Genomic DNA, 13,709 nt, shown 5'->3' with positions numbered 1-13,709 from the left:
CGCCCGGCCTCCCGGGGCTGATTTAGAACTTCCAGCTCACGCTGCCCTGGACTCCCTGATCGGCGATGTCGTTGCCGAAGAGACCCGAATAGGCCACGCCGAGCGCCAGGTTCTCCGTCACCGCGGCGTCGAGGCCGGCCTCGATAATGGCGGCGTCGCGGGTAATTTCCGCGGCGTAGACGTCGAAATCGCCGCTGCCGTCGAAGGCATGGCTCGCCGAGGGCAGGTGCTTCTTGAAGGAATGCCTCCAGCCAGCGGACCCGCTCGCCGTCATGTCGAAGTCGCCGAGCCGGAAGGCCACCGCGCCGCGCAGGCCGAGCGTGCCATAGACCGTGCTGAGCGTGTCGGCGGAACCCGACAGCGCGGCTGCGCCGCCCTTCTCCTCGTAGTCGTCCGAGCTGACATGCACATAGGCAAGTCCGCCGAAGGGCTCAAGCACCATGCCGTCGAGTTCGAACGTGTAGCCGATATCGCCATAGACCTGTGCGGTGTGCGCCCAGTAGTCGGCGGACAGGCTGTCGGAGAAGCCGGCGAAGGCAATCGAGCGTGCCGTGGAGACGTCGTGCCAGATGTAGTTGCCCGCTATCTGTATGCCGAAGCCGTTCCATTCCCCACCGCCATAGAGGCCCAGATAGTAGTCGTCGCTCTTGGCCGTGGAGTGACGGTCGTCGACGTCGTAATGGGCGTTGGAATAGCCGCCGAGAATGCCGACGCGGAACGTGTCGAGCACGGGCAGGTCGATCCCTGCGAAGATGCCGCCGATCCGCCTGTCGATACGGGCGGCATTGCCGTCGTCCTCGACATGGCCCCAGGACCCGAAGCCATGGGCCCACAGATCGAGCCCCTCGTCGTGCACGGCGTCGCGCAGGCGTCCGCCGGTCGCCTCGCGGACGAAGCGGCTGTCCTCCAGTATTCCGGCCTGGGCGGATGCATGAATCTCGCCCGAGATCTGGTCGAAGGCGTCACGTGCCTCCGCATCGGTCTGCAGATAGGCGATGGCGCGGAAGAGCGGATTTGTCGGATAGTCGGTGATCGGGTCGCGCTGGGACTTGAGCTCCTGTGCCGCTGTTGCCGCATTGATCTGGTTGACGGTCAATCCGGCTTCCTGGAACTGACGATATTGCGTCACGTCCAGATAGACATTGTTGGCGTCGTAATGGTCCTCCACGCGATAGAAGGTGGAGACCGAGGTGTCGCCGGTGAGATCGTAGTCGCCCGTGACGCCCCCCGCCGCGGTCAGCACGGTATAGCGATGCTCGAGCTCGTAGCGCGGTTCGTCGATCTTGGTGAGTTTGAGGACGGTTCCATCCGCGATCGTGGCGGTCCCCGTCACGTCGATACGGTCCGACGGGCCCGTTGAGAGCACCTCCGCCTGGTAGACGGAACCGGCCTTCTGGGTGAAGTGGCCCTGGACAGACAGCGTGCCGATCCGGGTCTTGCCGGGGTCGGTCGAATTGCCGGGCGCGACTGTGGCACCGCTGTGGACGGTGGTGGTGCCGACCGTGCCGAGGCCTTCCAGCTTTGCCCCGTCATTGACGTTGACCGTGCCGCCGAGGGTGCCGTTGACGGAGAGCGTGCCGCGGTCGACGAAGGTCTGGCCGGTGAAGCCCGAATTGTCCGCGACGAGGCGGGTGAGGCCCGAGCCGATCTGGCGGATCGTGCCGGTGCCGGCGATGATGCGGTCGAAGATCTTCACGTCCGACCGGTTGAAGGCGAGCGTGCCGGCGGTGTTGATCGTGACGCCGGATGTGTGGTCGATGGAGCCGGTCGTGCCGCCGTCGCCGAGCTGCAGCGTGCCCCTGGCGATGGTCGTCGAGCCTGTATAGGTGTTTTCGCCTGTCAGCACTGTGGTGCCGGTGCCGATCTGCTCCACGTCGCCGGTGCCGCTGACGATGCTGGAGAAGACATACTCGTCGGACCGGTTGAACTGGACTAGTCCGTTATTGACGATGTCGTTGACCACGTGGCCCGTGGTGCCGTCGCCGGGCCGGCTGCCGCCCTCATGGCCGATACGCAGCGTGGCGCTTGGCGCCACGGTGACATGGCCGGCCAGCACATTGTTTACGACCATCGTGCCGCCGCTCACATTCGCCGCGCCTTCAAACGCCGAAGAGTCGCCGTCGAGAACGGTGAAGCCTGCGAGATGGTTGACGGTGCCGTCGCCGGCAAAGCCGGGCTTAAAGCGGTATTCGAAGGCCTCGTTGCCCGTGTGCTTGAAATTGACCGTGCCGTTTCCTTCGCCGAACTGCACCAGGGCGGCCTCGATTATGCCCGGTGCGCGGGGGGTCGGATCGGTATCGGTGCCGCCGAGATACGTGCTCACGACCGGATTGACGCCGTAATCCTGGCCTTCTGGTGACATGGCGCCGATATTGAGGATGCCGATCGAGCCCTCGTGCTCGGCGATGGTGAGCTGGCCCACGCCGTGGTCGACGATGACGGTGGCGCCCTCATTGACGACGAGCACGCCGGCCGATCCGCTTTCGGAGGCGACGGTGAGCGATTTGTTGTTGTTCCACAAGCTGTCCGGACCCTTGACGACGGCGTAGGCCGTTGCGCCCGGTTCCTTGGCCATTACGCCGGTGTCGTTGTTGACCCTGCCGCCCTGATCCACGATCAGGTTGCCTTCGCCGCGCAGCCCCACATCGAGGCGGCCAAAATTGGTCATGGTGCCCTGGCTGACGATAGCGATGCCGGTTCCCGTGGCCGCGGATCCCAGGGCGGTGTCGCCCTCCGTTGTGGTGATCGCGGCCGGACCGCTCGTCTCGATATAGCCATAGCCCATCTCGCCGACCGTTAGATCGCCGCGATTGAGCATGACGCCCTCGTTGAGCACCGTGCCGCTGCCGGTGGTGCCCAGGGTGGTGTCGCCCTCGGTTCCGACGAATGCGCCGACCGCGATGGAGAGCTGCCCCTCGCCGCCATGGCCGACCGTCATGTCGCCGGAGGTCTGGAGCGTGGCGCCGCTGGTCAGCGTCGCTGTGCCGTTTGCGCCGGCATTCTGGCCCAGAACGGTGTCGCCGCCCGCCGTGACATCGCCTCCATTCAACAGGAGGCCATCTCCGCTGCCGCCGATGACGAGGTTGCCGGCCGTGTCGAGCCCGCCAAACATCGCGAGCTCGCCCTCGGCTCCGGATCCCTGCCCGAGAACGGTATCGGCGCCGACGGAGATCGTGCCGGCGCTCGCCGCCATGCCCTTGCTCTGACCGCCGACGATGAAGTTGCCGCCCACCGTGGTGGTGCCGGCATTGCCGAAGGTGCCATGGCCTGTCGAACCGACGACCATGTCGCTCGTGACGACGAGCGTCCCGGAATTGTCGAGCTGTCCCGCGCCGAAGCTTCCGCTCAGGGCGCGGCCGCCGGAGAAGCCGATAGTGAGGTTTCCGGCATTGCCCTGTTTTCCGGACGAGATGACCACGCTGTCATGCGAGACTGGACGGTCCTGCGGCGAGCCGCTCCAGAACTGCTGCGTGGCAAGACCGATATTGACATCCTGTGCGGCCGTCGGCAGCCCGGAAGACCAATTCGAGCCGGTATGCCAGTCATTGTCGCCGGATTGGGGGCAGTAGTAGCTGCCGCCGGGGCTATAGCAGGTAGCGTGATAGGAACTCGCGCCGGTCCAGCTGTTCTGTGCCGCGGCCGGTGTCAGGGCCGTGGCGGCAAGCGCTGCGGTGGAACAGGTGAGCTTGAGCAATCTGGAAAACGTCATGGTACCCCTCAATGGCGTCGGCCGTTGCCGAGGGGCCGGTATGGCCAAGATGGCGGCTACCTGCTTCTTCGCAACGGCGTAACTGGTTCGGCCGGATTCGTTGTTGTGCAACCAAAACGTCTATACAAGAGTTGTGCAACCATAAGGGTTTTCCTCTTTCTCACCGATTTCTGTCAATCTTTCTGTCCCGGTTTTCGGGATATTTTTGTTTTGGTTGCAAAATATCCACAGATATCAAAGCAACTGAATGCACGTTTTAGGTGTATTCAAGCTATATATTTGTATGCATTCGAGGTTCCGGGGGCGATCCGGGCGGCCGCCGGGGGGACGGGAAGGTGCAGCAACAGACTGTTAACCGCGGCGGTGCCACAACGGACGGCGAGGGCAGGGCGCTTTGCAAGGACAGGGGATCGCTCATGCGGTTGGGCATCGGATCTTGGTCGAGGACAGTCGTCGCCGGCGCGGTCATCGCGGGATGCGCGGTCACCGGAGTGCTGGCCAATACCGGCGGGTCGGGCGATACGGCGAGCTTCGAGCGCTTCGTCGCGGGCTTCTGGTCGCAGGCGCGCAAGGCCGGCATATCGCGCGAGACCTACCGGGCCGCGTTCCGCGGCGTGCGCCCCGATCCCGACATCCTGGAGCGGAACGCCAACCAGGCGGAGTTCAAGACGCCCGTCTGGACCTATCTCGACAGGCGCGTGACCGAGGAGCGCATCGCGGCCGGGCGCGCGGCGGGGCGCGAGGTCGGCGACCGGATCGCCGCCATCGAGGCGCGCTATGGCGTGGACCGCAACATCCTGCTCGCGATCTGGGGCATGGAGAGCAATTACGGCTCCCACAAGGGCGACAAATATGTCATCCGCTCGCTGGCCACGCTCGCCTATACGGGCCGGCGGCAGAAATTCGGCCGCCAGCAGCTCCTCGCTGCCCTGAAGATCCTCCAGAACGGGGACATTCCCGTCGAATACATGACCGGCTCGTGGGCCGGTGCGATGGGCCACACCCAGTTCATTCCCACCACCTACGAGGCCTATGCGGTCGACTGGACGGGGGACGGCACGCGCGACATCTGGCGCAGCACCTCCGACGCGCTCGCCTCGACGGCGAACTACTTGAAGCGCTCGGGCTGGCAGGAGGGCGTGCCCTGGGGCTGGGAGGTCAAGCTGCCGCGCGGCTTCGACTACAGTCTCGTCGGGACCGGGACCGAGAAGATCGTCGCCGACTGGGCGCGCCTCGGCGTGAAGCCCGTGCGCGGCGGCAATTTCGGGGCCTGGGCGCCGGAATCCTCCATCATCCTGCCGGCCGGCGCGCGCGGACCCGCCTTTCTGGTGACGAAGAACTTCCGCGCCATCCTGCGCTACAACAATGCGACGGCCTACGCGCTGGCCGTGGGGCATCTGGCCGACCGGATCGCCGGCGCCCCGCAGATCGCGGCGCGCTGGCCGCGCGACGAGCGCCCGCTGTCCCATTCCGAGACCCAGGAGCTCCAGCGCCTGCTCAACCGCCGGGGCTACGATACGGGCGGCATAGACGGGCGGCTCGGTCCGCGCACCCTGTCGGCGGTGCGCCATGTTCAGGGCCGGCTCGGCCTCGCCCCCGACGGCTACCCCACAACGGCATTGCTTGAGCGCCTGCGCTAGCCGCTGTACCCTCGGATCCTGGGGGAGACAGCGCGGCACAGCGATGCGCCGCGTCCGGGATCGAGGAAGCGGCTCATGATCGCGCGACATTCTATCCGGTCATTGGCGGGCGGCGGCCGGTTGCTCGCCGGTCTCGTCCTTGCGGCGGCCGTCCTTGCGGCCGGCGGGGGATCGGTCTTCGCGCAAACGATCGTGGTGCCGCGGCCGAAGCCCGACCCGATGTATCTCAACGAGGTGCGCTCGGAATACCAGCTCTTCGTCATCGGCGATTCCATGGCCGGCGGGCTGTCGGACGGCCTCGACCGCCTGGCGCAGGACGACAGCCGCTTCGTGCTCAATGTGCGCACCAAGGACGCGACGGGCTTCACCCGGCCGGACATCTACGACTGGCCGCAGGCCATCGAGGGCATTCTCGCGCGCAACGAGGTGCATATCGCCGTCGTGATGCTCGGCATGAACGACAGTCAGGACATGCGCATCGACGGCAAGACCGTGAGCTTCGGGTCCAAGGAGTGGCTTGCCGCCTATAACGAGGCGCTGGAGGCCTTCGTCACCACGCTCATGGAGAACAATGTTGCCGTCTACTGGCTCGGCATGCCGGCCATGCTCAATCACGACAACGACAAGGCGATGGAGCTCGTCACGGAGCTGCAGCGCAAGCGCGTGAGCGAGGCGGGCATCAAGTTCATCGATACCAGGGCCGCCTTCGCCGGTCCCGATGGCGGGTTTGCCGAAAGCGGCTACGGCCACAACGGCATCTATGGACGCCTGCGGGCGCGCGACGGGATTCATTTCGTCGACCGCGGCAACGACAAGCTGGCCGATCTCGTGCTCGACGAACTCCGCCGGGCCGTCGAGGCGGCGGACCAGACCGTCGCCGTGCGTTCCGGCAACGAGGTGGAGGTGACCGAGCTTCCCGCCTTCGGCCAGGAGGCGGGCGATGGAGATGCCCTCGAGATCGAGCCGTCCATACCGGCCTATGGCAGCCAGATTTCCGAATTGCCCGATGCCGCAGCCGGCGAGCGGGCCGGGGGCCTGGTGCCCTTCGCGCTCGAAACGGTGATGTCGGAGGAGGAGGTGCGTGCGCGCAAGGGCGATTTCGGCCCCGTCGAGGCGCAACTCCAGATCCTGCGCCGGTCGGCGGCGCGCGGTTCCGTGGCCGATGCCCTGTTCAGCCGCGGCGCCCTGCCGGCCCCCAAGCCCGGCAGAGCCGACGATTTCGCCTGGTCGGGCGAATAGCGGTCAGGCCTGTCGCCCGCGCGAGGGTCAGGCGCCGCCTTCCTTGGAGATTTCCGGCTTGTGGCGGACGGGGAAGTTTACCGAGTTCGCGATGAAGCACTTTGCGTGCGCATCGGCGTGGAGCGCCGCGGCAACTGAAGCGTCACTCGCCGCGGTCACGGTGATGCGCGGGCGCAGGATCACCTCCTCGAAATGGCCGCCGCTGCCGTCGCGGCCGAACACCATCTTGCCTTCCGCGCGGTCCTCATAGGCGGTGACGACCACGCCGGCCTCCGCGCACAGATGGAGGTACCAGAGCATGTGGCAGGCCGACAGGGAGGCCACCAGAAGGTCTTCCGGATTGTGCCGCGCGCGGTCGCCGCGGAACAGCGGATCGGCGGAGCCCGCAAGCACCGGCTTGCCCTCCACGACGATGTCGTGGTCGCGCCCGAAGCTGCGATAGTCCGCCGTTCCCTCGCCGTTATTGCCGGTCCATGAGACGGTGACGGTGTAGGTGTGGTCCATGGTGGACGACATGATCCGTATTCCTCCGGTCGTGGCGGCGCCCGACCCTTGCGGGGAGCGTGGGCCGGGGCGGTTTGGTCGGATCGGACTCTAGCGCGGCAGCTCGGTGTGGCCCATCAGGAACTTGTCGATGGAGTGGGCGGCCTGCCGGCCCTCGCGGATGGCCCAGACGACGAGCGACTGTCCCTTTCTCATGTCGCCGGCGGCGAAGACCTTCGGGTGCGAGGTGAGATAGTCCTGCGTATCGGCCTTCACATTGGTGCGCCCGTCGCGCTCGAGCGGGAACTCCTCCAGGAGCCCTTCCTCGAGCGGTCCGGCAAAGCCGATGGCGAGGAGGACCAGATCCGCCCTGAGCGTGAACTCCGTCCCGGCGATCGGCTTGCGGCTCTCGTCGCAGCGCGCGCAGCGCACGGCGGTCACATGGCCGTTCTCGCCCTCCAGCCCCAGCGTCACGCAGGAGAACTCGCGCTCCGCGCCCTCCGCCTGCGAGGAGGAGGTGCGGAACTTCGTCGGCCAATAGGGCCAGATGCTCAGCTTGTCCTCCCTCAGCGGCGGCATCGGGCGGATGTCGAGCTGGGTGACGGAGAGGGCGGCCTGACGGAAGGCGGTGCCGATGCAGTCGGATGCGGTATCGCCGCCGCCGATCACCACGACATGCTTGCCGCCAGCGAGGATCGGTGCGCCGTCGCGGTCGAGGCTCTCGCCGCCCACCCGCTTGTTCTGCTGGATGAGATAGGGCATGGCGTACTCCACGCCGTCCAGCTCAAGGCCCGGCAGGCCGGGATCGCGCGGGCGCTCCGCGCCGCAGGTCAGAAGCACCGCGTCGAAGCCGTCGATCAGCTCGCGCATGGGCCGCTCCACGCCGATATTGGCGTTGAAGTGGAAGGTCACGCCCTCCTCCTCCATCTGCCGCACGCGGAGGTCGATATGGTGCTTCTCCATCTTGAAGTCGGGAATGCCGTAGCGCAGGAGGCCGCCGGCATGGGCCTGGCGCTCGAAGACGTGCACGTCGTGGCCGGCCCGGGCGAGCTGCTGCGCGGCGGCGAGGCCGGCAGGGCCCGAGCCCACGACCGCAACATTCTTGCCGGTGCGGTATTCCGGCTTGACCGGTGCGACCCACCCTTCAGAGAGAGCCTTGTCGGCGATGGCGCATTCGATGGACTTGATGGTGACTGGCGCATCCTCGAGATTGAGCGTGCACGCCTCCTCGCAGGGTGCGGGGCAGATGCGGCCCGTGATCTCGGGGAAATTGTTGGTGGAGTGCAGGTTGCGCGCCGCCCGCGTCCAGTCCTTCTGGTAGACGAGGTCGTTCCAGTCGGGGATCTGGTTGTTCACCGGGCAGCCGGTGTGGCAGTAGGGGATCCCGCAATCCATGCAGCGCTGGGCCTGCCGCTCCACGTCGCGATCCTCCATGGGGATCACGAATTCGCGGAAATGGCGGATGCGGTCGCCGGCGGGCGCGTAGGCCTGTTCCTGACGGTCGATTTCGAGAAATCCGGTAATCTTGCCCATTGGTCCTTAAGCCCTCCGCTCGACGCCGATTCGCATGTCGCCCGTTTCGGTCTGGGCCTGTTCGATCTCCAGAAGCGCGCGGCGGTACTCCAGCGGCATGATCTTCACGAATTTCGGCAGGAACGCCTCCCAGTTCTCCAGAATGGCCTGCGCACGGGTGGAGTTCGTGTAGCGCGCATGCCGCACGATCAGCTCGTGCAGGCGTTCCTCGTCGTGATGGTTGAGGTCGGAGCGCACATCGACGAGCCCGTGGCTTTCCAGATCGCCGCCGTGATGGTGCAGGCGCTCGATCGTGTCGTCCTCGTGGGTGACGGGCTCGAGGTCCACCATGGAGAGGTTGCAGCGCTGGTTGAAATCGCCGAGCTCGTCGAGGACATAGGCGATGCCGCCCGACATGCCGGCAGCGAAATTGCGACCCGTGGTTCCGAGCACGACGACGATGCCGCCGGTCATGTATTCGCAGCCATGGTCGCCGACGCCCTCCACGACCGCGATGGCGCCGGAATTGCGCACCGCGAAGCGCTCGCCCGCCTGGCCGCGGAAATAGCATTCCCCGGAGATCGCCCCGTAGAGGACCGTGTTGCCGACGATGATGCTGTCCTCCGCGACGATGCCGGAGGACTCCGGCGGCCTCACGACCAGCCGTCCGCCCGACAGCCCCTTGCCCACATAGTCGTTGGCGTCGCCGGCGAGGTCGAGCGTGATGCCGCGTGCGACCCAGGCGCCGAAGCTCTGCCCCGCCGTGCCGTCGAGGCGGATCGAGATCGTGTCGTCGGGAAGCCCCTTGTGGCCGTGGCGCGCGGCGAGCTCGCCCGACAGCATGGCGCCCACGCTGCGGTCGGTATTGCGAACGGCGGACGAGATCTGCACCGGCGTCCCGGAGGCGAGCGCGGGCTCGGCTTGCGCGATGAGGCGGCGGTCCAGCACGTCGTCGATCTGGTGCTTCTGCTGCTCGCTATTGTGGATCGCGACCTCGGGTCCGGCCTCTTCCTTGTGCAGCAGGCGGGAGAAATCGAGCCCGCGGGCCTTCCAGTGGTCGATGGCCTCGCGCTTGTCGATGAATTCGGAGTGGCCGATCATCTCGTCCAGCGTGCGGAAGCCCATCTGCGCCATCAGCTCGCGCACCTCCTCGGCGACGAAGAAGAAGTAGTTGATGGCGTGCTCGGGCGCGCCCTTGAAACGCTTCCTGAGCACTGGATCCTGCGTCGCGATGCCCACCGGGCAGGTGTTCAGATGGCACTTGCGCATCATCAGGCAGCCGATGGCGATGAGCGGCGCGGTGGCGAAGCCCATCTCGTCGGCGCCGAGGAGCGCGGCGATCACGACGTCGCGGCCGGTGCGCAGGCCGCCGTCGACCTGCACGGCGATGCGCCCGCGCAGCCGGTTCTTCACCAGCGTCTGCTGGGTCTCCGCAAGGCCGATCTCCCAGGGGCTGCCGGCATGCTTGATGGAGGTCAGGGGGCTCGCGCCCGTGCCGCCCTCGAAGCCCGCGATGGTCACATGATCGGCGCGCGCCTTGGCGACGCCCGCGGCGACCGTGCCCACACCGATCTCGGAGACGAGCTTCACGGAGATGGACGCCTTCGGGTTGACGTTCTTCAGATCGAAGATGAGCTGGGCCAGGTCCTCGATGGAATAGATGTCATGGTGCGGCGGCGGCGAAATGAGCGCCACGCCGGGGGTCGAGAAACGCACCTTCGCGATGGTCGCGTCGACCTTGTGGCCGGGAAGCTGGCCGCCCTCGCCGGGCTTGGCGCCCTGCGCCATCTTGATCTGGATCTGGTCGGCATTGACCAGATATTCCGCCGTCACGCCGAAGCGGCCGGAGGCCACCTGCTTGATGGCGGAGCGCATGGAATCGCCGTTCGGCAGGCGCTTGAAGCGGTCGGCCTCCTCGCCGCCCTCGCCGGTGTTCGACTTGCCGCCCATGCGGTTCATGGCGACGGCGAGGCTCGTATGGGCCTCCCGGCTGATCGAGCCGAAGGACATGGCGCCGGTGGAGAAGCGCTTCACGATCTCCGCCGCCGGCTCCACCTCGTCGAGCGGCACGGGCGCGCGCCCCGTCTCCTCCGCCGTCTTCAGGCGGAACAGGCCGCGCAGCGTCATGAGCTTCTCGCTCTGCTCGTTGATCATCTGCGCGTAGGAGCGGTACTCGTCGGGCAGGTTGCCGCGCACCGCATGCTGGAGATGCGCGATCGAATCGGGCGTCCACATATGGGCCTCGCCGCGCACGCGGAAGGCATAGTCGCCGCCGACATCGAGCGTATCCACATAGAGCGGGTTGTCGCCGAAGGCCTCGCCGTGGCGCACGAAGGTCTCATGCGCGATCTCCTTCAGACCCACACCCTCGATCTGGCTGGCCGTGCCGGTGAAGTAGCGGTCCACGAACTCCTGCTTGAGCCCGACGGCGTCGAAGATCTGCGCGCCGCAATAGGACTGGTAGGTGGAGATGCCCATCTTGGACATCACCTTCAGGATGCCCTTGTCCACCGCCTTGATGTAGCGCTTGAAGGCGTCCTTGCGGGTGAGCTCCTCCTCCAGCGTGGGCAGCATCGCCTCGATGGTCTCGAAGGCGAGATAGGGGTTGATGGCCTCCGCCCCGTAGCCGGCGAGCGTGCAGAACTGGTGCACTTCGCGCGCCTCGCCCGTCTCCACCACGAGGCCGACAGAAGTCCTCAGACCCTTGCGGATCAGGTGATGGTGCACCGACGAGGTCGCCAGGAGCGCCGGGATCGCCACCCGGTCGTGACTGACGAGCCGGTCCGACAGGATGATGATGTTGTAGCCCTCGCGGACCGCGTGCTCGGCGCGCCCGCACAGCGTCGTGATCGCCTCCTCCATGTGGCCGGGGCCGCGCGCCACATTGTAGGTGATGTCGAGCGTCTTGGTCTGGAAGTGGTTGTCGCCGATATCGCCGATGGCGCGGATCTTCTCCAGGTCCTTGTTGGAGAGCACCGGCTGGGCGACCTCGAGCCGCATATGGGTCGAGGTGCCCTTCAGGTCGAGCAGGTTGGGGCGCGGGCCGATGAAGGAGACGAGCGACATGACGATCTCCTCGCGGATCGGGTCGATCGGCGGGTTCGTCACCTGCGCGAAGTTCTGCTTGAAATAGGTGTGGATCGACTTCGGCTTGTCAGACAGCGCCGAGATCGGCGTGTCCGTGCCCATGGAGCCCACGGCCTCCTGGCCCGTGGTCGCCATCGGCGCCATGAGGAACTTCAGGTCCTCCTCGGTGTAGCCGAAGGCCTGCTGGCGGTCGATGAGCGGCACGTTGGGCCGCGTTCCCGCCGCGCTCACCTCCGGCAGCTCGCGCACCCGGATCTGGGTGCGGTCGAGCCATTCCTGATAGGGGTAGCGCGTGGCCAGCGACGACTTGAGCTCGTCGTCGGACACGATGCGCTGCTCCTCCAGATCGATGAGCAGCATGCGGCCGGGCTGCAGGCGCCACTTGCTGGCGATGCGCTCCTCCGCGAAGTCGAGAACGCCCATCTCGGAGGCGAGCAGCACATAGCCGTCGTCGGTGACGAGATAGCGCGCGGGCCTGAGCCCGTTGCGGTCGAGGGTCGCGCCGATGATCCGCCCGTCGGTGAAGGCGATGGCGGCCGGCCCGTCCCACGGCTCCATGAGGGCGGCGTGATACTCGTAGAAGGCGCGCCGGTCCTCGTCCATCAGCGGATTGCCGGCCCAGGCTTCCGGGATGAGCATCATGGCGGCATGGGGCAGCGCGTATCCGCCCTGGAAGAGGAGCTCCATGGCGTTGTCGAAACAGGCGGAATCCGACTGGCCCTCATAGGAAATCGGCCACAGCTTCGCCATGTCGCCGCCGAAGATGTCGGAGCGCATGGTTGCCTGGCGCGCGGCCATCCAGTTGTAGTTGCCCCTCAGCGTGTTGATCTCGCCATTGTGGCAGATGAACCGGTAGGGGTGGGCGAGCGGCCAGGACGGGAAAGTGTTGGTGGAGAAGCGCTGGTGGACGAGCGCCAGCGCGGAGCTCACCCGCTCGTCGGCAAGGTCGGTGTAGTACTCGCCGAGTGCCGCGGCGAGCACCAGACCCTTGTAGACGATGGTGCGCGACGAGCAGGACACGGCGTAGTAGCCGCGCGCCTCCGGCTCCTTCAGCGCGATGACGCGGTTGGAGACGACCTTGCGCATGACGAAGAGCTTGCGCTCGAAGGTCTCCTGATCGGGCTGGTCGCCGCGGCGCACGAACATCTGGCAGTGGAACGGTTCGGCGGGTTTCACCGTCTCGCCCAGCACGGAATTGTCGACCGGCACGTCGCGCCAGCCCAGGACCTCCAGGCCCTCGTCGCGCGCCGTCTCCTCGAACATCGCCTTGATGCGCGCGCGCATGGCCGCATCGTGGGGCATGAAGAGCTGGCCGACGCCGTAATGGCCGGGCTCTGGCAGGCTGAAGCCGAGGCGTTCAGCCTCCGCGGCGAAGAAATCGTGGGGCAGCTGGATCAGGATGCCGCAGCCGTCTCCGGCCTTCGGATCCGCGCCGACCGCGCCGCGATGCTCCAGATTGACGAGGATGCGCAGACCGTCCGAGACGACCTTGTGGCTCGCCTCGTTGCGGATGTTGCAGATAAGGCCGATGCCGCAGGAATCGTGCTCGTTGGCCGGATCGTAGAGACCGCGCGGTGTCGGCAGGGCTTTGTGCATGGTGTGCCCGTTGGACCCTGTCGTGGCGTTCGTCTCCTGTGACCGCGAGCCGTTCTGCATTCTCACCTCATCCATTCTTCGCATCTCCCCCTTCTGCGTCCCGGAACGGGGACGCGGTGGTCTGGAGTGCCCCGTCCGGGGCGCTCCAGCGCTTTATGGCCGATCGATCTTTCTGCAACCGGGCGGTCTTGCCCGCTTGCAGGTCGATCCGGTGCCCGGCGGTTCGCGTGGCCCCGGTCATCCGGGGCAGGGGGCTCCGTCCGGTGACCGGCACCGGTGTGATCGCCGCCTTTTCGGAACCTGCCCTCATGGGAAGGGCCGGGCCGGCCGTGCCTCTCGCGCGTTTTCGGGATGTCGCGTGGCAGAAGACGTGCGGCCGGATCGTTCAGGTGATGGGCCGCCTGCTACATGGTCGTTGCGTTGGTCCGCCCATCCTGCCTATG

The 13,709-nt window shown here is 66.6% G+C and carries 6 protein-coding genes; 2 read left to right on the top strand and 4 right to left on the bottom strand.

The annotated features are described in order from the left end of the window. Window positions 1-22: 22 nt before the first annotated feature. Window positions 23-3,709: an autotransporter family protein gene (locus tag HW532_RS05510; RefSeq protein ID WP_213163434.1), complete on the bottom strand. Its 3,687-nt coding sequence runs from the start codon at window positions 3,707-3,709 to the stop codon at window positions 23-25. 416 nt (window positions 3,710-4,125) lie between these two features. Between HW532_RS05510 and HW532_RS05505 the strand changes: the two genes are divergently transcribed. Together HW532_RS05505 and HW532_RS05500 are read left to right on the top strand one after the other, a co-directional pair. Next, window positions 4,126-5,349, top strand: a complete 1,224-nt coding sequence (locus tag HW532_RS05505) for a lytic murein transglycosylase (protein ID WP_213163433.1) — start codon at window positions 4,126-4,128, stop codon at window positions 5,347-5,349. A 75-nt stretch (window positions 5,350-5,424) separates the two neighbouring features. Beyond that, window positions 5,425-6,588, top strand: coding sequence for an SGNH/GDSL hydrolase family protein (locus HW532_RS05500; RefSeq protein ID WP_213163432.1), 1,164 nt, complete (start codon window positions 5,425-5,427; stop codon window positions 6,586-6,588). A 27-nt stretch (window positions 6,589-6,615) separates the two neighbouring features. On the opposite strand, the gene HW532_RS05495 is transcribed toward HW532_RS05500, so the two are convergent. The 3 genes from HW532_RS05495 to gltB form a co-directional block, all read right to left on the bottom strand. Beyond that, on the bottom strand, window positions 6,616-7,104 hold the full coding sequence (locus HW532_RS05495) for an OsmC family protein (protein ID WP_213163431.1): 489 nt from the start codon (window positions 7,102-7,104) through the stop codon (window positions 6,616-6,618). A gap of 78 nt (window positions 7,105-7,182) precedes the next feature. After that, window positions 7,183-8,604: a glutamate synthase subunit beta gene (locus HW532_RS05490; protein WP_213163430.1), complete on the bottom strand. Its 1,422-nt coding sequence runs from the start codon at window positions 8,602-8,604 to the stop codon at window positions 7,183-7,185. Between the two features lie 6 nt (window positions 8,605-8,610). Further along, window positions 8,611-13,341 carry a glutamate synthase large subunit gene (gltB, locus tag HW532_RS05485; protein ID WP_213163429.1) on the bottom strand — a complete coding sequence of 1,577 codons (4,731 nt, stop codon included), beginning with the start codon at window positions 13,339-13,341 and terminating at the stop codon, window positions 8,611-8,613. Between the last annotated feature and the right edge of the window lie 368 nt (window positions 13,342-13,709).

The organism is Kaustia mangrovi, from assembly GCF_015482775.1.
Classification (GTDB): Bacteria; Pseudomonadota; Alphaproteobacteria; order Rhizobiales; family Im1; genus Kaustia; species Kaustia mangrovi.
The sequence above is the reverse complement of the archived record's forward strand: the minus strand, read 5'-3'. Positions and strand labels throughout refer to the sequence as shown.

Coding starts and splice junctions, on each gene's coding strand:
- HW532_RS05510 (WP_213163434.1), bottom strand. CDS start 3,709: ATGACGTTTTCCAGATTGCTCAAGCTCACCTGTTCCACCGCAGCGCTT.
- HW532_RS05505 (WP_213163433.1), top strand. CDS start 4,126: ATGCGGTTGGGCATCGGATCTTGGTCGAGGACAGTCGTCGCCGGCGCG.
- HW532_RS05500 (WP_213163432.1), top strand. CDS start 5,425: ATGATCGCGCGACATTCTATCCGGTCATTGGCGGGCGGCGGCCGGTTG.
- HW532_RS05495 (WP_213163431.1), bottom strand. CDS start 7,104: ATGTCGTCCACCATGGACCACACCTACACCGTCACCGTCTCATGGACC.
- HW532_RS05490 (WP_213163430.1), bottom strand. CDS start 8,604: ATGGGCAAGATTACCGGATTTCTCGAAATCGACCGTCAGGAACAGGCC.
- gltB (WP_213163429.1), bottom strand. CDS start 13,341: ATGGATGAGGTGAGAATGCAGAACGGCTCGCGGTCACAGGAGACGAAC.